Genomic DNA, 20,354 nt, shown 5'->3' on the forward strand with positions numbered 1-20,354 from the left:
GTGACCGTCTCTTTATTTTTGTTATTGTTGGCGCTAGGCGCTTTTGTGGGTGTGATGGCGGGGTTACTCGGTATCGGTGGTGGTTTGATTGTTGTTCCTGCCTTGTTGTATTTGCTTCCTCTTGCTGGGATCTCTCCAGAAATGAGTATGCACATGGCCTTAGCCACTTCGTTAGCGAGTATTATTGTCACGTCTGGCTCATCGGCGATGAATCACCTTAAGCTCGGCAATGTCGATATGTTTGTCGTAAAATGGTTGATGCCTGGTGTGGTCATTGGTGGCTTTGTTGGTGCCAATATTGCTGAGTGGATCCCTACACACTATTTGCCGAAAGTGTTTGGTGTCATTGTTCTTTGCCTGTCAGTACAAATGTTTCGTTCCATTAAAGTTACGAGCAGTAAACCTATGCCGAGCAGCCCTGTGACTGTAGTTTACGGCACGGGAATTGGTGTCGTATCAAGCCTTGCTGGTATTGGTGGTGGCTCACTGTCGGTACCATTTTTAAATAAACATGGGATAGAGATGCGTAAAGCGGTGGGCTCATCCTCCGTTTGTGGTTGCGTGATTGCTATTTCTGGTATGATCGGCTTCATCTTACATGGCTATAAAGTGGAAGGCTTACCTTCATACAGTATTGGCTATGTTTATCTTCCCGCTTTATTAGCGATTGCTATGGCCTCGATGCTCACAACAAAAGTGGGTGCGAAGCTCGCAACTAGCCTTCCAACTGCGGTATTAAAAAAGATATTCGCGGTGTTCTTAATGTTTGTTGCAGCGACCATGCTGCTCTAAGTTTGTACCCAAGTCATTCTCGCTGAACCAAGCATCTAGAGGTTACTTGGGTATATTTATTTTGTTGTGATAAGAAGAGAATGATTTATGTCTCAGGGATATATTGAATTTCCCAATATTGATCCGGTTTTAATCTCTATTGGTCCTGTTTCGGTTCGTTGGTACGGTTTGATGTACCTTGTGGGCTTTATGTTTGCTCTATGGTTAGCGAACCGACGTGCAGATAAGCCTGGAAGTGGTTGGACACGAGAGCAGGTTTCTGATTTGTTGTTCGCAGGCTTCCTTGGCGTGGTGATTGGTGGCCGTGTAGGCTACGTGCTTTTCTACAATTTTGAGCTCTTCCTGGCTGACCCTTTGTATCTATTTAAAGTGTGGACCGGTGGTATGTCTTTCCACGGGGGCTTACTGGGTGTGATTACTGCGATGTTCTGGTATGCACACAAAAACGGGCGAACTTTCTTCGGTGTTGCTGACTTTATCGCGCCGCTTGTGCCATTTGGTTTGGGTATGGGGCGTTTAGGTAACTTCATGAACAGCGAGTTGTGGGGCCGAGTAACGGATGTGCCTTGGGCGATCGTTTTCCCAAATGGCGGTCCACTGCCACGTCATCCATCACAGCTTTATGAAATGGCGCTTGAAGGTATCGTACTTTTCTTCATCTTGAATTGGTTCATCAAGAAACCTCGTCCTCTAGGTTCTGTTTCAGGGCTATTTTTAGCTGGATATGGTACATTCCGCTTCTTAGTTGAGTACGTGCGCGAACCAGACGCTCATTTGGGTTTATTCGGTGGCTTTATTTCCATGGGACAGATTTTATCCCTGCCAATGGTGGTTATCGGTGTCCTCATGATGGTTTGGGCATACAAACGTGGTCATTACAAAGACGAATTACCACAAAAGACGAAGTAAGGTATTGGTGTGAAACAGTATTTAGATTTGTGTCAACGCATCGTTGACCAAGGTGTTTGGGTTGAAAATGAGCGTACAGGCAAGCGCTGCCTGACCGTAATCAACGCGGATTTAACCTACGATGTTGCGAACAATCAATTTCCGTTGGTCACCACACGTAAAAGTTTTTGGAAAGCGGCCGTTGCAGAGCTATTAGGGTATATTCGCGGTTACGATAATGCGGAAGATTTTCGTAAGCTGGGCACGAAAACCTGGGATGCCAATGCCAACCTAAATGATGCCTGGTTGAATAACCCATACCGTAAAGGTGAAGACGACATGGGCCGTGTCTATGGGGTTCAAGGGCGCGCCTGGGCGAAACCTGATGGTGGTCATGTTGACCAGCTACGTAAGATAGTGGATGACTTAACGCGTGGTGTTGATGACCGCGGTGAAATCTTGAACTTCTACAACCCGGGTGAGTTCCACATGGGGTGCTTGCGTCCTTGTATGTACAGTCACCATTTTTCATTGCTGGATGATACGCTTTACCTGAATAGTACTCAGCGTTCGTGTGATGTACCGCTTGGCTTAAACTTCAATATGGTTCAAGTTTACGTGTTCTTGGCGATTATGGCGCAAATTACGGGCAAGAAACCTGGTCAGGCATTTCATAAGATTGTGAATGCTCACATTTATGAAGACCAGCTTGAACTGATGCGCGATGTTCAGTTGAAGCGTGAGCCATTAAAAGCGCCGACGTTCCATATCAACCCAGAGATTAAATCTCTAGAAGATTTGGAAACATGGGTCACACTGGATGACTTTTGGGTTGAAGGGTACGAGCATCACGATCCTATTCGTTACCCATTCTCAGTGTAACGAGTATCGTTCTTCAAGATATAGAAAAAGCTCCGAATGGAGCTTTTTTCTTTTTTGTACTTAGAAGGTATTATTTTAGTGCACTGACAATATAACGGTGAATTGGGTTGGTCTGCATCGGTTTGGACAGTGCGGGGCTAATAAACTTAGGTTGAGTGAATATTTCTTTACTCACTAATGAACGGATAAGCTCAAAGTACTTCAGCTCCGTTTTCCCGCACAACAATAGTGAAAAGTCATCGCCCAATTTATCATAGGCATTGAGCACCTCTCGGAATCCTCTAAGATACAAGTAATCCTTCGTTAAACCTCCACCTCGATACACTCGGGCAGTCGTTGTAAATGCTTGAAGATCAGAAGCTTTATACTGTTCTTTTAATAGCATGAACGTATGGCGGAAATCGCGATCCTTGATCATCGACTCTACTGCCAGAACTCGTAAGGCTAAGGTTCTTAGGCGCTTGATACTGAAATGTCCTGACAGATACTCACATAATATAGCCAGCCCTTCTTGAGTGTTGGTATTGGCAGGACAACCTAAGCTCAGGACTTTTAGCGGTTGTTGACGACCGTTAAGCGTAGTCAGGAGATGTACTCCCATTTCATGATGTGCAAGAGCCTCCAGCTCATCAGTGGTGATGTACGCCGCGTGGTTAATTTTGACTCGAGACCCTGAAACTAGTGCGTTTGCTAACATCCCGTCCAACACCTGTATTTCACATGCATACCCATTGCGTTGAGCAAAATTTTGCATGAAACGTGCTATTGCACGGCTATCGTGCTGAGGTTCTTTTTCTTCTTCTGTAGGAAGGTGCAATATGAAATGGGCGTTGGCAATATCTTTGGCGCTCGGTTCCCCATAATAGCGTAAGGAGTTATAAAGAAACTCTTGCGTGCCGATGGTATTCACTTGATCCAGTTTATCTGCATAAGACTGAATTACGTCCGCGTACAGCCTTTGCAATTGGGTGTCTTGAATGTTTTCTAGAGGTAGCTCATATAGACGTCGCTTTGCACTGTGGGTATCTACGTTAGTAATTGAATATTGAAAATTAGGCTCTTGAGAATATTTGTTTTTAATGAAACGTTCTCTTTCTTGAGCATAATTAAGAGGATTCACGCTACTTAGGATATCAATATCAGCAACCAGTTGGGTTAGGTTTTCGTCTATTGCGAGTAGCTGATCAGAAATAGCGTCATTAAGCTGCATCATGTTGTCGACTCCAAATGAGATAGCTCAGCATAAGCATGCTGATGTGGCTCAAATTATCACCGGACAATCGATTTGAACAGTTTAATTATCATAAAAAAGGCTCCACGATGTGGAGCCTAAACAATAAGCGATGGTATGTCGTTGTTGTTACGTTGTTAGGGCTAGAATTGCACCTGGTAGAATAACGAATACTGACATTAGGTAACCACCAACAACTGCTTTATTCTTAATAGCCATTTCAGAAATCATCTCAGCGCCTTTAACCGGAATCTCACGTAGGAATGGAATTCCAAAGATAAACAGCGTCGCCATGATGTTAAATACTAAGTGGACTAGAGCGATTTGTAGTGCGAATACTGCGAACTCTCCAGATACCGCTGTCGCTGCTAGTAGTGCCGTAATACAAGTACCTATGTTAGCACCCAGTGTGAAAGGGTAGATATCTCGTACTTTCAACACGCCAGTACCAACCAACGGAACCATTAAACTTGTCGTGGTTGAGGAAGATTGCACTAGAACGGTCACGATTGAGCCTGATACGATGCCGTGAATAGGACCACGACCGATGGCGTTTTTCAAAATTTCACGTGCGCGACCAACCATTAGGCTCTTCATTAATTTACCCATCACTGTGATTGCAACGAAGATAGTCGCAATACCCAAAGCAATAAGCATGACGCCGCCAACAGTATCACCGAAGGTAGAAAGTGGCTCTTTAATTGCGCCTACGACTGGCTTTGTAATTGGTTTAATAAAGTTGAAGCCCTTAATGCTCATATCACCAGTAGCAAGCAGTGGAGAAACAAGCCAGTGAGAAACTTTCTCTAAAATGCCGAACATCATTTCCAACGGAAGGAAAATAGCGACAGCAAGCAAGTTGAAGAAGTCGTGAATGGTTGCACTTGCAAATGCACGTTTGAACTCTTCTTTACAGCGCACGTGGCCAAGAGACACAAGCGTATTGGTCACTGTGGTACCAATGTTAGCACCCATCACCATAGGGATAGCGGTTTCTACAGGTAAGCCACCTGCAACCAAGCCTACAATAATAGACGTTACAGTACTTGAAGACTGAATTAAGGCTGTTGCCACCAAGCCGATCATTAGACCTGCAACTGGGTGTGCGGCAAATTCAAATAGCACCTTAGCTTGATCGCCAGTTGCCCATTTAAAGCCACTACCAACCATAGATACTGCTAGAAGAAGCAGATATAACATGAATGCCAAGTTAGCCCAGCGTAACCAACGAGCTGTGCTCGAAATTGGTGCCACTGTTGAAGTAGCTTGGTTCATCATAATTTTCTCCGTTGACCTTTCAGTTCATTTTTCGGTCTGTAGTTGAATCTGCGGGCGATGTTAGAGAACAAATATTTCAGTAATATTACAGATTTCTTGCTGTGAGAGATTTTTATTGTTCTTTTTGATAATGGCGTAAAAGAGGAAGAAAATTAATTTTTAACTTGTTGATTTTAATGGCTAAATTTTGGTTTCGTTTTGTTTGGTTTTTGCGTTTTTTTTGTAGAGAAAATGCGCCTCAGTTCAACTTTTATGACAGTATTGACTTTATACTTTCGGTAAAACTTATGCTTTTGTAAGGTATTGTATGGTTTTGTCGAGTTTATTGTTTGTCTCTGTCACATTTGGTATAAAAAGTATCACTTTCTTTTCGGGACTCGATCATGTCACATCTAAACTACAACCATCTCTATTATTTCTGGATGGTGTGCAAACAGGGCTCTGTAACTAAGGCGGCTGACGCGCTCTTCCTGACACCGCAAACCGTGACAGGACAGATTAAAGCGCTTGAAGAGCGCATGAAAGGAAAGTTAACCAAGCGCAATGGTCGTACAGTTGAGCCCACTGAGTTAGGTCAGCTTGTGTTTAAGTACGCCGACCGGATGTTCGGTTTGAGCTATGAGATGTTAGATATCGTCAATTACAGCCAGCACTCGAACATTCTATTTGAAGTTGGTGTAGCCGATGCATTATCTAAACGCTTGGTCAGTAAAGTACTGATGACGACCGTCCCGGAAGATAACAGTATTCATTTACGCTGTTATGAATCGACCCACGAACTGCTACTTGAACGCCTTTCTCAGCACAAGCTAGATATGATCCTTTCGGATTGTCCCGTTGATTCTACTCAAAGTCCTGGCCTTTATAGCAAAAAGTTGGGTGAAAGTAGCATGAGCTTTTTTGCTTCTTCTGAAATTGAAAATGTGCGATTCCCTGAGATCTTGGAACAAAAAAAACTTCTGATTCCCGCGAGCCGAACGGCTATGGGGCGTAAAGTTATTCAATGGTTTGATCGTCAAGGCCTTCAACCCAATGTGCTAGGGGAGTTTGATGATGTTGCGTTGATGAAAGCTTTTGCTCGGTACCACGACGATGTGATTTTCTTGGCACCGACCGTATACATGTCGGAGATTGAAGACGACCGAAATTTACAGCTAATTGGCCATGTCGATGGGCTAAAAGAAGAGTACTACGTGATTTTTGCGGAACGAATGATCCAACACCCCGCGGTAAAAAATGTTTGTGATGCTGATTTCAGTCAAATGTTTGAGTAAACCCGTATCGTTGCGTAAATAAATAGATTACTATCAATAAAAATATAATTCTAAATAATATCTAAGTAAGCAAGATACTTGTTTTAGTGAGCAAAACTATTAATTATTGATGGCGCACCAATTAAAATCCTTGGTGGATAATATTGGTGTATCACTAACAACTAAATTAGAGGTTCTAATAATGAAGACTCTGGAAGTGTATCTTGATTTTCTTAGATATATAAATCAGTGCAACACAACAAGCTGGCCAGGGTTGGAATAAGTAAGTTGTAGCTAGAGGTCCAACACATGAATCTACAAGAAATGGAGCAGAACTCCGCAAAAGCCGTCGTGTTGCTCAAAGCGATGGCAAACGAGAGACGCCTACAAATCCTTTGTATGCTGCATAACCAAGAGCTGTCCGTGGGAGAGCTGTGTGCAAAGTTAGAGCTAAGCCAGTCGGCATTATCTCAGCATCTTGCTTGGCTTCGCCGTGATGAGTTAGTCACGACAAGGAAAGAAGCACAGACGGTGTACTACACATTAAAGAGTGATGAAGTGAAAGCGTTAATAAAAACACTGCATAGTCTTTATTGTGCTGAGAGTGCTCAACATTAATTAAATAGTCCTAATATACTGCTCATCTTAGAGTGTGAATCTAACTTGTTGGAATATTTGAGAGTGGCGTTAAACTTTTGATGATAGGGTACTACTCATCGACCAATTTGCTTTGTTCTCAAGTGTTTTATTAGTGCTTTCTAGTATGAGCGTTATATGGGTAATGAATAAGCTGATGTCTTTAAATGGGACATTCAGAAAAAGAAAAGCTGGCATTGCCAGCTTTTTTTATTAAGAAAATTTTGTAGATATAAAAAAACCGACACAAGGTCGGTTTTTTCTTCACTGTAAAATCAGGACTCTATTAAAGAGCTTTGATTTGTGCAGCGAAACGAGACTTATGGCGAGCTGCTTTATTCTTGTGAATAAGGCCTTTAGTTGCCATGCGGTCTAGGATAGGTGTAACTACAGCGAATGCAGCAGTTGCAGCTTCTTTGTCGCCTGCTTCGATAGCAGCAACAGTTTTCTTCATGTAAGTACGCATCATTGAGCGACGGCTAGCATTGTGCTGACGACGTTTCTCAGCTTGGATAGCGCGCTTCTTAGCAGATTTACTATTTGCCAAGGGTCTAACTCCCAAAAACTTAGTTCTGTGACAATTTAAGGGCGAGGAATATCCCTCATTTGCGCTTAAATGTCAAATGATTTGTGCAAAAACCGATCTAAGCCAAAACAAATTTTGGTAAGAGAGGTTATCGCGGTTAAGATGGCGGGGATTCTAACAGCATTTTTATACCAATGCTAATAATTATCCGCGAAAGGCACACTTATTCCTTACAACCCGCGGATAGATTTTTGACGTCTATTTACAGCACCTGTCAGAGAAACAGTATAGGGTTAGCTGTCTTATGGTGATATTCCGAGGTTACAGTGAGTAAACGACTACTCAAGTCTGGCATGATCGTCAGTGCTATGACATTTATTTCCCGCGTTCTTGGCCTAGTTCGTGATGTTGTAGTGGCAAATTTAATGGGGGCAGGAGCAAGCGCAGACGTCTTTTTCTTCGCCAATAAAATTCCTAATTTTTTACGACGTTTGTTTGCTGAAGGTGCTTTTTCCCAAGCGTTTGTACCTGTTTTAACGGAAAGCCATGCTCAAGGCGACATGGATAAAACTCGGGAGCTCATTGCTCGTGCAGCGGGCACATTGGGGGTGATAGTCTCAATTGTTACCATCTTAGGTGTTCTAGGTTCCGGTGTGGTGACTGCACTGTTTGGTTTTGGTTGGTTCCTAGACTGGATGCATGGTGGTCCCGCGGCTGAGAAGTTCGAACTTGCTAGCGTGATGCTCAAGATTACCTTTCCTTATTTATGGTTCATCACTTTTGTTGCCCTATCGGGAGCCATTCTCAATACACTAGGTAAGTTTGCGGTTTCTTCGTTTACTCCCGTCTTCCTCAACGTAATGATCATTTTGGCAGCATGGTTTATCTCGCCGCAGATGTCACAGCCAGAGATTGGTCTTGCCATCGGTGTTTTCCTTGGTGGTTTGGTTCAGTTCTTATTTCAAATCCCTTTCCTTATTAAAGCGGGGGTTATGGTTAAGCCGAAATGGGGCTGGCGCGATCCGGGCGTGGTGAAGATCCGAACCTTAATGATTCCTGCTTTGTTCGGTGTGTCGGTAAGCCAAATCAACTTGTTGTTTGATACTTTTATTGCCAGCTTTCTGCAAACCGGTTCGATCAGTTGGTTGTACTATTCAGATCGCTTGTTGGAATTCCCGTTAGGTCTGTTTGGTATTGCTATTGCAACGGTGATTTTACCAGCATTATCACGCAAACATGTTGACGCACAAAATGAAGGATTCGCACAAACCATGGACTGGGGGGTGCGCATGGTGATCTTACTTGGCCTTCCTGCAATGCTTGGTTTGATGGTACTGGCAAAACCTATGTTGATGGTGTTATTCATGCGAGGTGAGTTTTCGCCACAAGACGTACATCAAGCATCATTGTCACTCTTTGCTTACGCTTCAGGCTTGTTGAACTTTATGCTGATTAAAGTGCTTGCTCCGGGGTATTACTCGCGTCAAGACACCAAAACGCCAGTGAAATACGGCATCATTGCGATGGTGACCAACATGGTATTTAATGCAATTTTTGCGTACTTCTATGGCTACGTTGGCTTGGCTATCGCGACAGCACTATCGGCATTTGTGAATATGGCACTGCTGTATCGTGGCCTGCACATCGCAGAGGTATACCAAATCACTAAGCGAACCGTCTTCTTTATTATACGTTTAGCTATTGCTGGCGCGGCGATGGTTGCGGCAATCTTATGGCAACTGGAAGATATGTCAGTATGGCTGGGCTGGAGCTTTGCTCACCGAAGCGCGGTGCTAGGGATGTTGATCGGTTTAGGAGCCGTGGTTTACCTAGTGGTTCTATTTTTAACTGGTGCGCGTTTAAAAGACCTAAAAGCTGGGACAGACTGAGGGTGATTAGTATATAATCCGTCAGTTTCACACAGTGTAAAGTAAAACAGAGGCAGAAAGCAGTATCCAATGGAACTGATTAGAGGCATTCACAATATCAACCCGCGACATCATGGTTGTGTGCTGACTATTGGCAATTTCGATGGTGTCCATAAAGGCCATCAACAAGTATTGCAGCAAGTGTCTGAGCAAGCGGACAGGCTATCCTTGCCTTCTGTTGTGATGACCTTTGAACCTCAGCCGATGGAGCTGTTTGCCAAAGACAAGGCACCTGCAAGGTTGACGCGATTACGCGATAAGTTCGTGCAATTGAGTAAGCTCGATATTGACCGCTTACTGTGTGTCAATTTCAATCGCCATTTTGCAAGTTTAACCGCGGAAGAGTTTATCCGTGACTTGTTGGTCGAGCGTTTGGGTGTTAAGTTTCTTGTCGTTGGTGATGATTTCTGCTTTGGCAAAGGCCGTACAGGTAACTTTGCAATGCTGCAGGAAGCAGGGGAAAAATACGGCTTTGATGTCGTAAGTACCCAGAGCTTTTGTTTACAACAATTACGTGTCAGCAGTACGGCTATCCGTCAAGCGCTGGCGCGTGACGATTTGCATTCCGCGCAACAGATGCTGGGAAGAAACTACAGCATCAGCGGTCGTGTTTCTCACGGAAGAAAGCTAGGTCGAACCATTGGGTTCCCTACTGCAAATATTCCTTTGAAACGCTGTGTTTCTCCGGTTTCCGGAGTCTATGTTGTTCAAGCGCTTGGCTTAGGAAATAAGCCAGTTGGTGGTGTTGCTAATATTGGTCAAAGACCAACCGTCAATGGTGTTCGCCAACAGTTAGAAGTGCACTTATTCGACTTTCATGCCAATTTATATGGCAAGCAACTAGAAGTGGAACTTTTGCATAAACTTCGAGATGAGCAAAAGTTTGAGTCGTTTGAAGCACTTAAACAACAAATCGTATTGGATGCTGAAGCAGCAAGGGTGTGGCTGCGTCAGCTTAAGCGTTGAGCGGTTTATTCCACCGTTCAACATAATGTCTAATTTTCGCCCAATATAACGGAATTAAGAATCGATGAGTGAGTATAAAGATACCCTGAACTTACCTGAAACAGGGTTTCCAATGCGCGGCAACCTGGCTAATCGTGAGCCAGAAATGCTTAAGCGTTGGTACAAAGAAGATCTTTACGGTGAAATCCGTAAAGCTAAAAAAGGCAAAAAGTCATTTGTATTGCACGATGGCCCTCCTTATGCGAACGGTGACATTCACATTGGTCACGCACTAAACAAGATTCTTAAAGACATTATTATTAAATCCAAAACACTTTCAGGTTTTGACGCACCTTACATCCCAGGCTGGGACTGCCACGGTCTACCAATCGAATTGATGGTAGAGAAAAAAGTTGGCAAACCAGGTCAAAAAGTGACAGCAGCTGAGTTCCGCGAGAAATGTCGTGAGTACGCAGCAGGTCAGGTTGAAGGTCAGAAAGAGAGCTTCAAACGCCTTGGTATCATGGGTGAGTGGGACAAGCCATACCGCACTATGGATTTCGCAACTGAAGCGAACATTATTCGTGCTCTTGGTAAGATTGCAAGCAATGGTCACCTTCTAAAAGGTTTCAAACCTGTTCACTGGTGTACAGACTGTGGTTCTGCTCTTGCTGAAGCGGAAGTAGAATACAAAGATAAAGTATCGCCATCTATCGACGTTCGTTTTAAAGCGGCTGACGAAGCGGCACTGCTATCTAAATTTGAACTGACAGAAGGTCATGAAGGTCACGGTGACGTATCTATCGTTATCTGGACAACAACACCTTGGACACTGCCTGCAAACCGCGCAGTATGTCTACGTGATGATCTAGAGTACGTGCTTATCCAAACAGAAGGCGACAACGCTGAGCGTATCATCGTTGCTGCTGAGCTGGCGAAAGACGTAATGGACCGTGCTGGTATCGAGCACTTCCACAACCTAGGTTTTGCGAAAGGTGCGGATCTTGAGCTTTCTCAATTCCAACACCCATTCTACGATTTCACTGTACCGGCGATCCTTGGTGATCACGTTACAACTGATTCAGGTACTGGTGTTGTTCACACTGCACCTGGTCATGGTCAAGAAGACTTCGCGGTTGGTAATAAGTACAACCTAGAAGTAGCAAACCCAGTTGGCTCAAACGGTGTTTACCTACCAGATACAGAGCTATTTGCTGGTCAGCACGTATTTAAAGCGAACGATGCAGTAGTAGAAGTACTAAAAGAAAAAGGTGCACTACTACACCACCACGCTTACGAGCACAGCTACCCACACTGTTGGCGTCATAAGACTCCAATCATCTTCCGTGCTACACCTCAATGGTTCGTTTCTATGGACCAAGCTGGCCTACGTGCTAAAGCATTAGAGTCAATCAAGAATGTAGAGTGGATGCCTGAGTGGGGTCAAAGCCGCATCGAAGGTATGATCGAAGGTCGCCCTGAGTGGTGTATCTCTCGTCAACGTACTTGGGGTGTGCCAATTGCTCTGTTTGTTCATAAAGAAACAGCAGAACTTCATCCAAACACGCTAGAGCTGATCGAGAAAGTCGCTAAGCTGGTTGAAGAGAAAGGCATCCAAGCATGGTGGGATGTCGATGCAGCTGAACTACTAGGTGCTGACGCTGACCAATACGAAAAAGTGCTAGATACGCTAGACGTATGGTTCGATTCAGGTGTCACTCACTTCTCTGTTGTTGATGCTCGTGAAGAGTACAACGGCAACAGTGCAGACCTATACCTAGAAGGTTCTGACCAACACCGCGGTTGGTTCCAATCTTCTTTAATTTCATCTATTGCGATGAAAGACGAAGCACCTTACAAACAAGTACTGACACACGGTTTCGTGGTTGATGGTCAGGGTCGTAAGATGTCTAAATCTATCGGTAACGTGGTTGCGCCAAAAGACGTAACCAACAAGCTAGGTGCTGACATTCTTCGTCTATGGGTTGCTTCTACAGACTACACGGGTGAAGTTGCGGTTTCTGATGAAATCCTAAAACGCAGCGCAGATGCGTACCGTCGTATCCGTAACACAGCGCGTTTCTTCCTAGCTAACTTGAGCGGCTTCAACCCTGAAACAGACATCGTTCCTGTTGAAGAGATGGTTGCGCTAGATCGCTGGGCGGTTGGTCGTGCACTAGCAGCACAAGAAGAGATCGTTAAAGCATACGAAGAGTACAACACACACGGTGTGACTCAGCGTCTAATGCAATTCTGTTCGATCGAAATGGGCTCTTTCTACCTAGACGTAATTAAAGACCGTCAGTACACAGCAAAACGTGGCGGCAACGCTCAACGTAGCTGTCAGACTGCGCTTTACTACATTGTTGAAGCGCTTGTTCGTTGGATGGCTCCTATCATGTCGTTCACTGCAGATGAAATTTGGAACGAAATGCCAGGCGAGCGCGACAAGTTCGTATTCACTGGTGAGTGGTTTGACGGTCTATTCGGTCTTGCTGAAGGTGAAGAGCTGAACAACGAATTCTGGACTGAGATCCAAGCGGTTCGTGGTGCGGTTAACAAACTTCTAGAAGATGCGCGTAAAGAGAAAACCATTGGTGGTGCACTACAAGCTGAAGTGACTCTATTTGCTGATGACGCACTAGCGGCGAAGATCAACAAACTTGAAGATGAACTGCGCTTTGTTCTACTAACCTCTGCGGCGAAAGTTAAGCCTCTGGGTGAGAAGACTGATGCAGCACAAGCGACGGATATCGAAGGCTTGTTTGTTGAAGTAGCTGCAGCTGAAGGCGAGAAGTGTGACCGTTGTTGGCACCACACGCCAGACGTAGGCACAATCGAAGGTCACGAGAAGATCTGTGGTCGTTGTGTGTCTAACGTAGACGGCGAAGGTGAAGTACGTAAATTCGCGTAATTGCCTAGAACGACTGAACTTTTTTTAAAATTAACAGCCCCAGTATTTACTGGGGCTGTTTGTAGGTAAAGTAATGAGTGAAAAAGCACTGACGTTAAAGCAATCTGGAGTTCGCTGGCTGTGGTTAGCAATTCTGGTATTTATTGCAGATATTGGCATCAAATTGGTGGTGATGGACAACATGGGCTACGGATGGGCAAACCGAATTGAGGTGTTGCCATTCTTCAACCTACTTTACGTTCATAACTACGGTGCCGCTTTCAGCTTCTTGAGCGATCAAGCTGGTTGGCAGCGTTGGTTATTTACAGGTATCGCGTTTGTTGTGACGGGTCTTTTGACCTACTGGATGAGCAAGCTTCCAGCAAAAGAAAAATGGAACAACATTGCTTATGCACTGATTATTGGTGGTGCAGTGGGCAACGTGTTTGACCGCGTCGTTCATGGCTTTGTTGTTGATTACCTAGACTTCTTCTGGGGTAACTACCACTGGCCAGCATTCAACCTTGCTGACATGGCGATCTGTATTGGTGCCGCGATGATTATTCTTGACGGCTTTCGAAAGAAAGACGAGGCGAAAGCCTAAGTAGTGGCAGTGTATATTGCGAAAAGTTGAATAACCCTAAGCGTCGCCCGTTGATTCGAGCGACGCTTTTTATTATGTTGGAGCGCCAATCATCATATCAATGTATAAAAAGACCAAGCTGATAGCGTAATAACCCAAGAACAAGGAAGCAGTAACGTGACAACAATAACCAATGAATCGGTAGTAACCCTTCACTTTACGATTAAAATGAAAGACGGATCGGTTGCAGATAGTACTCATAACATGGGTAAACCAGCGAAGTTTGTTATGGGTGATGGAAGCTTGAGTGAAAACTTTGAGCAATGCTTGATCGGCCTCGAAACAGGCGCACAAAAAGCGATTGAGCTAAAGGCAGAAGACGCGTTTGGTATGCCAAACCCTGATCATATTCACTATATGGATCGCACTAAATTTGTAGGTGATGCAGAAGTGGAAGTTGGTACAATCATGGCCTTCAGTGGCCCTGATGGCATGGAAATCCCGGGCATTATTACAGAGATTGCAGGCGATTCAGTCACTGTGGACTTCAACCATCCTCTAGCGGGACAAGACGTGACTTTCGAAGTTGAAATTTTGTCAGTAGAATAGCGAACCCAATAAAGATAATTTCCATGAGCAATGAAATGAAAATCCTATTAGCTAACCCACGCGGCTTTTGTGCTGGTGTAGACCGTGCGATTAGCATCGTAGAGCGTGCGCTAGAGATGTATCAGCCACCGATTTATGTGCGTCATGAAGTGGTGCATAACCGTTTTGTGGTTGAAGGGCTAAAACAACGTGGTGCTATCTTCGTTGAAGAGCTGCATGAAGTGCCAGACAACAACATTGTGATTTTTTCTGCTCATGGTGTATCGCAGGCGGTTCGTCAGGAAGCCAAGCTGCGTGATTTGACCGTATTTGACGCAACGTGTCCTTTGGTAACCAAAGTGCATATGGAAGTGGCGCGTGCGAGCCGTCGTAATATGGAAGTGGTTCTGATTGGTCACGCAGGTCACCCTGAAGTCGAAGGTACGATGGGGCAATACGCCAGTGAAACCGGTGGTATGTACTTGGTTGAAACTCCAGCCGATGTTGAGAAACTGAAGGCGATTGTGAAAGATCCATCCGATCTTCATTACGTAAGCCAAACGACGCTTTCTGTCGATGAAACTGCCGATGTTATCGAAGAGCTACGCCGCGTGTTCCCAGATATCCAAGGTCCACGTAAAGACGATATCTGTTATGCGACACAAAACCGCCAAGATGCCGTGCGTGAATTAGCTGGTGACGTAGATGTGATGGTTGTGGTGGGTTCTAAAAACTCATCAAACTCTACACGTCTTAAAGAGCTAGCTGAAAAGCTAGGGACACCTGGCTACTTAACCGACTGTCCGGAAGATATCAAACCTGAGTGGTTCGAAGGCAAAACAAAGGTCGGCGTGACTGCGGGAGCATCTGCTCCGGAAGAGCTCGTTAATCAGATTCTAGAGCGAATCAAAGAACTCGTTGGTGCCGAAGCGGTTGATGAAGTACTTGGCCGTGAAGAGAATATGTTCTTTGAAGTACCTAAAGAATTGCAAATCAAGCAAGTGGATTAGTCTCCATTTATCGAATATTCAAAAGGCGACCTGTGGGTCGCCTTTTTTACATCTCTCTTAACTCATTTAGGTAATCACGAATTTGGTCTTTTCCTAAACCATCGATAATCATATCAGACATCTTCGTGATTCTTCGCTCAAGCGATTGAGCAACCTTTTCGCAATGTGCGTACATGTCTTCATCAGAACCATAGGTCGGAAAAGCATCAACTTGCCAGTTTACTCGAACGCCCCCCGCAAGCCACTGAGGAGCGGTTTCTTGATGTAAAGAATCACAGAGAATAATAACGATGTCGGGAAGAAACTGAGTTCGCTCCTCCCATGAATGTGTGTGGATATGCGGAATGGGGAGTTGGTGGTCATCTAAATATTTTTGCACCACTGGGTGCACCTTGCCTGTGGGATGTGAGCCTCCACTGGTGACACTAAAATCCGCTGACAGGATATTGGTTGCGATTGACTCCGCGAGGACGCTTCGTCCAGCGTTGTGCTTACATATGAATAAAACTTTATACATCATCGCCTCGTCTTTTCAGAGCGTCCTATTTATACGCTAGCGGAAACTCAGCGATGATGTGTGAAGTTTTTGTGTTAGTGGCTAATGCCGAGCATCTCTTTGAGCACCTTTAAGTAGCGGCGGCTTACTGGTATCTCAAAGCCTGTTTTGGTGATGATTTCCGCTAACCCATTTTCCAGTAACTTGATTTCGCTAATCGCTTTAATACTGACTAAGTATTGACGATGGCAGCGGACTAGAGGGGTTTTCTCTTCCAACGTTTTTAATGTCAGTTGGGTGCTCGCGGTTTGGCTGGTGGAGCGTACATGCACGCCGCTGATATCACTGTAAGCACATTCCACCGTGTCGGTGGCCATGATAACGATGCGGTTGTGTCCGATGCACGGTATCTGATCCAACGTGTCAGGTGTAATAGCAGACAGTTGTTGCGTTAGGGCGGATTGGCTAATGACTTTGTTTAGTCGTTTTACCGTTTTAGTTAGCCGGCATGGGTCGACAGGTTTGAGCAAGTAATCAAAGGCATTGTCTTCAAATGCTTGAATCGCATACTGATCATAAGCCGTGACAAAAACCACATAAGGCATGGTTTCTGGATCAAGCATCCCAAGTAGTTCAATCCCCGTGACTTGAGGCATTTGGATATCGAGAAACACCACATCAGGCTTAAGTTCATTGATTTTTTTTAGGCCGAGGATTGCGTTTGAGGCATCGCCCACGACCTCAACTTGGCCTGTTTCATCCAGTAACTCTGCTAGCTCTTCACGAGCAAACTGTTCATCATCAATGACGAGTGCGGTTAACATCCAACATTACCTTTATTGCTTCAGCGTGCTTTTATGATTTTGGGGGAATGATAAAGCTCATTTTAGTAAATTGATGTGGCTCGCACGTAATTTTTAGCGCTGCATCACGTCCAAATTGATTAGTGAGACGCTTGTCGACAATTTCTAAACCTAGCCCTGAGTGGTTTTCTTTTGGCGGCTCAAAACTGCCTGCGTTGTCTTCGACGGTAATCAAGTGACCTTGTGGGTGTGCTTCGCTGTATATATGAACTTTACCACCTTCAAGCATGTTTGAAATGCCATGCTTAATGGCATTCTCAACCAAAGGCTGGAGTGTAAAGCTTGGTAATTTGATGTCCAGCAATTCAGGTTGAATATCGATTTCAACCTCTAAGCGGTCCGTAAAACGCGCTTTTTCGATGCTCAAGTACGAGTTCACATGTGCAAGCTCTTCCTTTAGCGTCACGGTATTAATGTTCTGCTTTAAATTGCTGCGGAAGAAGTGCGATAGATTTTGGATTAGCTCGCGCGCTTTGTCAGGGTCACGACGAGTAATCGCACTAATAGTATTGAGTGCATTAAACAAAAAGTGTGGATTCACCTGAGCGTGAAGCAATTTTATTTCTGCTTGGGCGAGTAAGGCTTGTTGTTGTTGGTAATCGCCATAAAGGATTTGGCTAGATAGAAGCTGGGCTATTCCTTCCGCCATCGACATGTTGGCCGTCGAGAACAATTTACGCTTCGGTTCATACAGCTTTATGGTACCAATGACCTCTTTCCCTGCACGCAGTGGGATGATCAGCGCAGATCCGAGCTTGCAATCTTTTGCAATGGAGCATTGGTATGGACGCTCCGCACCATCAAGATAAATGATGTCGTTTTTCTCCATGGAGTCTAATGTGCTTTGCGATGAAATCGGCGTGTTTGGTTTATGGTGATCATCGCCAATGCCCACAAACGCCAAGATCTTTTCTTGGTCAGTAATCGCGACAGCGCCCACTTTGGTTTCTTCGTAAATAATACGTGCGATTTTCTCTGCGTTTTCGGTGTTGAAGCCGTTGCTTAGAATTCCCACTGAGCGATCAGCAATGGTGAGCGCTCGACGCGAAAACGTCGCAGAAAACTTTTCAAAGATTGCTTTTCTGTCTTGCAGGATACTCATGAACAACGCCGCACCAAATGAATTCGCGATGATCATAGGCGCTGCAATAGCGGACACCAGTTCATAGGCTTGATCAAAAGGTTTCGCGACGGCGAGCAGCAAAATCATTTGCACCACTTCTGCAACAAACGTGACGCTGAATACGACGCTTGGATTAAACAGCAATGCGCCTTTATTTCGCTTGATAAGGTAAACGTGGAGCAAGCCACCAATTACGCCCTCGGCGGTGGTTGAAATTGCGCAGGCTAGGTCAGTAAAGCCACCAAGAGAGTATCGATGGATGCCACCAGTAAATCCGACGGCGAAACCTACAACAGGTCCACCAAACAGCCCGCCCATAACTGCGCCGATCGCACGAGTATTGGCAATAGCATCGTTGATGTGCAGACCGAAATAGGTGCCGAGAATACAAAAGCCAGAGAAGAGTACGTAACAAATTAGGCGGTGGCTTAAGCGCGAAGAAATACTCAGCAAAGGTAAGATGATTGGCGTTTTACTTAGCATGTAAGCCAAAACTAAGTACACACACATCTGTTGTAAAAGGGAGATGACCAGTTCCATAGTGAACCTAACCTAGAATCAATGTTGTTATTGTATACCTAAGTAACCTCAAGATGCTTGGCTCAGATAGATAAGAACAGCTAAGTAAATGATGCTGCGCTGTGCTTTCTGAGTCTTAAAGTGACTTGGGTATAAAACAAAAAGAGCCTGCAATTGGCAGGCTCCTATCTTAGTCACTCAGATGTGACGAGTATTACGCTGTTTCTGATACGGCTTGTGGTTTCTCTTCGTCAGCCAGTTCAGTTTCACCTTTACCCTTAGAGGTTTTGATAACGTAACCTGTCACAGCTAGGGCAAACACAATACCTACGATAGTTGATAGTTGCATTGGCAGACCAAAACCTAGCGAGCTGTTGTTTAAGATGAACGTGACACATACCGTGGTCATGAAGATAGCTGGGATAGTGGTAATCCAGTGCAGCTTGTTGTGACGCAGTAGGTAAGCGGACGCAGTCCAAAGCATCATTACCGCTGTTGTTTGGTTTGCAAAACCGAAGTAGCGCCAGATAATGCCGAAGTCTACTTGAGTTAAGATACCGCCGATAACGAACAGTGGAAGTGCCATCAGTAGACGGTTACGTAGCGTTTTTTGTTCCATGTTGAAGTATTCAGCAAGGATCAAGCGGCTTGAACGGAACGCTGTATCGCCAGACGTAATTGGTAGGATAACCACACCCAGGAACGCAAGGATACCACCGAACACACCTAGCAGACCAAATGATGCGCTGTATACCACGTTACCAGGGCCACCGTTTTTCACAGCTTCTGATAGAGCGTCTAGAGAGCCGAAGAAAGACAGAGCGATAGCACACCAAATTAGAGCGATAACACCTTCACCAATCATTGCACCGTAGAATACGAAGCGACCGTTTTTCTCATTTTCCATACAACGCGCCATCAGTGGAGACTGAGTTGCGTGGAAGCCAGAGATAGCGCCACATGCGATAGTGATGAACAATGCAGGCCATAACGGCATGTCATTTGGGTTGAGGTTAGAGAACATGTCCGAAACTTGGAAGTCACCCATTACTGTGTGTTCGCTAGAGAAAGCAACGGCTGTCATTAGGCCAACAGACATAAAGATAAGTAGGGCGCCAAACAGTGGGTAGAAACGACCAATGATTTTATCGACAGGAACAATCGTCGCAATGATGTAGTAAGCAAAGATAGCAATAACCATCGTTGTCATGCTTACACTCAAGCTTGTTTGATCATTGATGAGGTTGGTAATCATGCCAGCAGGGGCTGAAACGAACACTACGCCAACTAGAAGCAATAGGACAATGGCAAAAATATTCATAAAGTGTTTTGCGCCATTACCTAGGTAGCGACCTGTAATGGTAGGTACAGATGCACCGCCGTTACGCACTGAAAGCATGCCTGAGAAGTAATCGTGTACTGCACCAGCAAAAATACAACCGACTACAATCCAAAGCATCGCCGCAGGACCGTATAGTGCCCCCATGATCGGGCCAAAAATTGGACCAACACCTGCGATGTTAAGTAGTTGAACTAGGTAAACTTTCTTTGTTGACATTGGAACGAAGTCAACACCGTCCGATTTGGTGTGAGCTGGCGTTTGGCGTTTTTCATTGATGCCGAAAATCTTCTCGACGAAAGCGCCGTAGATGAAGTATCCGCCGATTAGGGCTGCGACACAGGTTAGAAACCACATCATAGCAATTGTCCTTGGTCTTAGTTGGGTAGGGTAATTTTTTAATCTCAGGATGCATGTTATGCGTCACTTGTGTTAAATGCATTCGGTTAGTAGATGAGTGGTCGAATAGAGCACTGAGTGGTCGATATGCTGCTTGAGCGGTTTTTAAAAATGGCGAAAGGTTGATGACAGTCTTGAGCGGCTGATTTGAGTCATCAGTGGTTAAATCTGCAAGCTCAGCG

At 44.8% G+C, this 20,354-nt stretch carries 18 protein-coding genes; 11 read left to right on the forward strand and 7 right to left on the reverse strand.

Annotated elements, in window-relative coordinates:
• From R7Z47_RS14815 to R7Z47_RS14825, 3 genes are all read left to right on the forward strand, one after another.
• Positions 1–792, forward strand: a complete 792-nt coding sequence (locus tag R7Z47_RS14815; RefSeq protein WP_005381949.1) for a sulfite exporter TauE/SafE family protein — start codon at positions 1–3, stop codon at positions 790–792.
• A gap of 87 nt (positions 793–879) precedes the next feature.
• The gene (lgt, locus tag R7Z47_RS14820; protein ID WP_005381948.1) at positions 880–1,701 is read left to right on the forward strand and encodes a prolipoprotein diacylglyceryl transferase; all 822 of its coding nucleotides are present in this window, start codon (positions 880–882) and stop codon (positions 1,699–1,701) included.
• 9 nt (positions 1,702–1,710) lie between these two features.
• A complete protein-coding gene (locus R7Z47_RS14825; protein ID WP_005381947.1) occupies positions 1,711–2,562 on the forward strand; it encodes a thymidylate synthase in 852 nt (283 codons plus the stop codon).
• Between the two features lie 70 nt (positions 2,563–2,632).
• Here R7Z47_RS14825 and R7Z47_RS14830 read toward each other — a convergent pair whose 3' ends face one another.
• Complete coding sequence (locus R7Z47_RS14830; protein ID WP_151514422.1) at positions 2,633–3,775, reverse strand: flavohemoglobin expression-modulating QEGLA motif protein; 1,143 nt, start codon at positions 3,773–3,775, stop codon at positions 2,633–2,635.
• 147 nt (positions 3,776–3,922) lie between these two features.
• Positions 3,923–5,068 carry a Na/Pi symporter gene (locus R7Z47_RS14835; protein WP_025768431.1) on the reverse strand — a complete coding sequence of 382 codons (1,146 nt, stop codon included), beginning with the start codon at positions 5,066–5,068 and terminating at the stop codon, positions 3,923–3,925.
• A 386-nt stretch (positions 5,069–5,454) separates the two neighbouring features.
• On the opposite strand from R7Z47_RS14835, the gene nhaR reads away from it, so the two are divergent.
• Together nhaR and R7Z47_RS14845 are read left to right on the forward strand one after the other, a co-directional pair.
• Complete coding sequence (nhaR, locus tag R7Z47_RS14840) at positions 5,455–6,345, forward strand: transcriptional activator NhaR (protein WP_005381942.1); 891 nt, start codon at positions 5,455–5,457, stop codon at positions 6,343–6,345.
• A 288-nt stretch (positions 6,346–6,633) separates the two neighbouring features.
• Complete coding sequence (locus R7Z47_RS14845; RefSeq protein WP_005381940.1) at positions 6,634–6,942, forward strand: ArsR/SmtB family transcription factor; 309 nt, start codon at positions 6,634–6,636, stop codon at positions 6,940–6,942.
• Between the two features lie 304 nt (positions 6,943–7,246).
• On the opposite strand, the gene rpsT is transcribed toward R7Z47_RS14845, so the two are convergent.
• The gene (gene rpsT, locus R7Z47_RS14850) at positions 7,247–7,507 is read right to left on the reverse strand and encodes a 30S ribosomal protein S20 (RefSeq protein ID WP_005381938.1); all 261 of its coding nucleotides are present in this window, start codon (positions 7,505–7,507) and stop codon (positions 7,247–7,249) included.
• Positions 7,508–7,812: 305 nt separating this feature from the next.
• On the opposite strand from rpsT, the gene murJ reads away from it, so the two are divergent.
• The 6 genes from murJ to ispH all read left to right on the forward strand — a co-directional run bounded on the left by murJ (position 7,813) and on the right by ispH (position 15,433).
• The gene (gene murJ, locus R7Z47_RS14855) at positions 7,813–9,375 is read left to right on the forward strand and encodes a murein biosynthesis integral membrane protein MurJ (protein ID WP_005381936.1); all 1,563 of its coding nucleotides are present in this window, start codon (positions 7,813–7,815) and stop codon (positions 9,373–9,375) included.
• A 69-nt stretch (positions 9,376–9,444) separates the two neighbouring features.
• Positions 9,445–10,380, forward strand: a complete 936-nt coding sequence (ribF, locus tag R7Z47_RS14860) for a bifunctional riboflavin kinase/FAD synthetase (RefSeq protein WP_213886943.1) — start codon at positions 9,445–9,447, stop codon at positions 10,378–10,380.
• 64 nt (positions 10,381–10,444) lie between these two features.
• Positions 10,445–13,273, forward strand: a complete 2,829-nt coding sequence (gene ileS, locus R7Z47_RS14865; RefSeq protein WP_167415020.1) for an isoleucine--tRNA ligase — start codon at positions 10,445–10,447, stop codon at positions 13,271–13,273.
• A 73-nt stretch (positions 13,274–13,346) separates the two neighbouring features.
• Positions 13,347–13,856 (forward strand): signal peptidase II, encoded by a 510-nt coding sequence (gene lspA / locus R7Z47_RS14870; protein ID WP_025768433.1) that lies wholly within the window; start codon positions 13,347–13,349, stop codon positions 13,854–13,856.
• A 156-nt stretch (positions 13,857–14,012) separates the two neighbouring features.
• Positions 14,013–14,444, forward strand: coding sequence for an FKBP-type peptidyl-prolyl cis-trans isomerase (gene fkpB, locus R7Z47_RS14875; RefSeq protein ID WP_005381922.1), 432 nt, complete (start codon positions 14,013–14,015; stop codon positions 14,442–14,444).
• A gap of 23 nt (positions 14,445–14,467) precedes the next feature.
• Positions 14,468–15,433 (forward strand): 4-hydroxy-3-methylbut-2-enyl diphosphate reductase, encoded by a 966-nt coding sequence (gene ispH, locus R7Z47_RS14880; RefSeq protein ID WP_017636164.1) that lies wholly within the window; start codon positions 14,468–14,470, stop codon positions 15,431–15,433.
• A 46-nt stretch (positions 15,434–15,479) separates the two neighbouring features.
• Here ispH and R7Z47_RS14885 read toward each other — a convergent pair whose 3' ends face one another.
• From R7Z47_RS14885 to R7Z47_RS14900, 4 genes are all read right to left on the reverse strand, one after another.
• A complete protein-coding gene (locus R7Z47_RS14885) occupies positions 15,480–15,953 on the reverse strand; it encodes a low molecular weight phosphatase family protein (RefSeq protein WP_064377040.1) in 474 nt (157 codons plus the stop codon).
• A 71-nt stretch (positions 15,954–16,024) separates the two neighbouring features.
• The gene (gene btsR, locus R7Z47_RS14890) at positions 16,025–16,753 is read right to left on the reverse strand and encodes a two-component system response regulator BtsR (RefSeq protein WP_005381917.1); all 729 of its coding nucleotides are present in this window, start codon (positions 16,751–16,753) and stop codon (positions 16,025–16,027) included.
• A 31-nt stretch (positions 16,754–16,784) separates the two neighbouring features.
• Entirely contained in the window at positions 16,785–18,455 is a 1,671-nt protein-coding gene (locus R7Z47_RS14895) for a sensor histidine kinase (protein WP_005381915.1), read from the reverse strand.
• A gap of 193 nt (positions 18,456–18,648) precedes the next feature.
• Entirely contained in the window at positions 18,649–20,133 is a 1,485-nt protein-coding gene (locus R7Z47_RS14900; RefSeq protein ID WP_005381914.1) for a carbon starvation protein A, read from the reverse strand.
• Between the last annotated feature and the right edge of the window lie 221 nt (positions 20,134–20,354).

Origin of the sequence: Vibrio sp. 1641 (genome assembly GCF_033339995.1) — a bacterium.
GTDB lineage: Bacteria > Pseudomonadota > Gammaproteobacteria > Enterobacterales > Vibrionaceae > Vibrio > Vibrio alginolyticus.

Excerpts from the sequence above, each read along its gene's own strand:
- ileS (WP_167415020.1), top strand. The coding sequence starts at position 10,445 with ATGAGTGAGTATAAAGATACCCTGAACTTACCTGAAACAGGGTTTCCA.
- R7Z47_RS14845 (WP_005381940.1), top strand. The coding sequence starts at position 6,634 with ATGAATCTACAAGAAATGGAGCAGAACTCCGCAAAAGCCGTCGTGTTG.
- R7Z47_RS14830 (WP_151514422.1), bottom strand. The coding sequence starts at position 3,775 with ATGATGCAGCTTAATGACGCTATTTCTGATCAGCTACTCGCAATAGAC.
- btsR (WP_005381917.1), bottom strand. The coding sequence starts at position 16,753 with ATGTTAACCGCACTCGTCATTGATGATGAACAGTTTGCTCGTGAAGAG.
- nhaR (WP_005381942.1), top strand. The coding sequence starts at position 5,455 with ATGTCACATCTAAACTACAACCATCTCTATTATTTCTGGATGGTGTGC.
- R7Z47_RS14900 (WP_005381914.1), bottom strand. The coding sequence starts at position 20,133 with ATGATGTGGTTTCTAACCTGTGTCGCAGCCCTAATCGGCGGATACTTC.
- R7Z47_RS14885 (WP_064377040.1), bottom strand. The coding sequence starts at position 15,953 with ATGATGTATAAAGTTTTATTCATATGTAAGCACAACGCTGGACGAAGC.
- R7Z47_RS14835 (WP_025768431.1), bottom strand. The coding sequence starts at position 5,068 with ATGAACCAAGCTACTTCAACAGTGGCACCAATTTCGAGCACAGCTCGT.
- R7Z47_RS14895 (WP_005381915.1), bottom strand. The coding sequence starts at position 18,455 with ATGGAACTGGTCATCTCCCTTTTACAACAGATGTGTGTGTACTTAGTT.
- lspA (WP_025768433.1), top strand. The coding sequence starts at position 13,347 with ATGAGTGAAAAAGCACTGACGTTAAAGCAATCTGGAGTTCGCTGGCTG.
- lgt (WP_005381948.1), top strand. The coding sequence starts at position 880 with ATGTCTCAGGGATATATTGAATTTCCCAATATTGATCCGGTTTTAATC.
- ribF (WP_213886943.1), top strand. The coding sequence starts at position 9,445 with ATGGAACTGATTAGAGGCATTCACAATATCAACCCGCGACATCATGGT.
- ispH (WP_017636164.1), top strand. The coding sequence starts at position 14,468 with ATGAGCAATGAAATGAAAATCCTATTAGCTAACCCACGCGGCTTTTGT.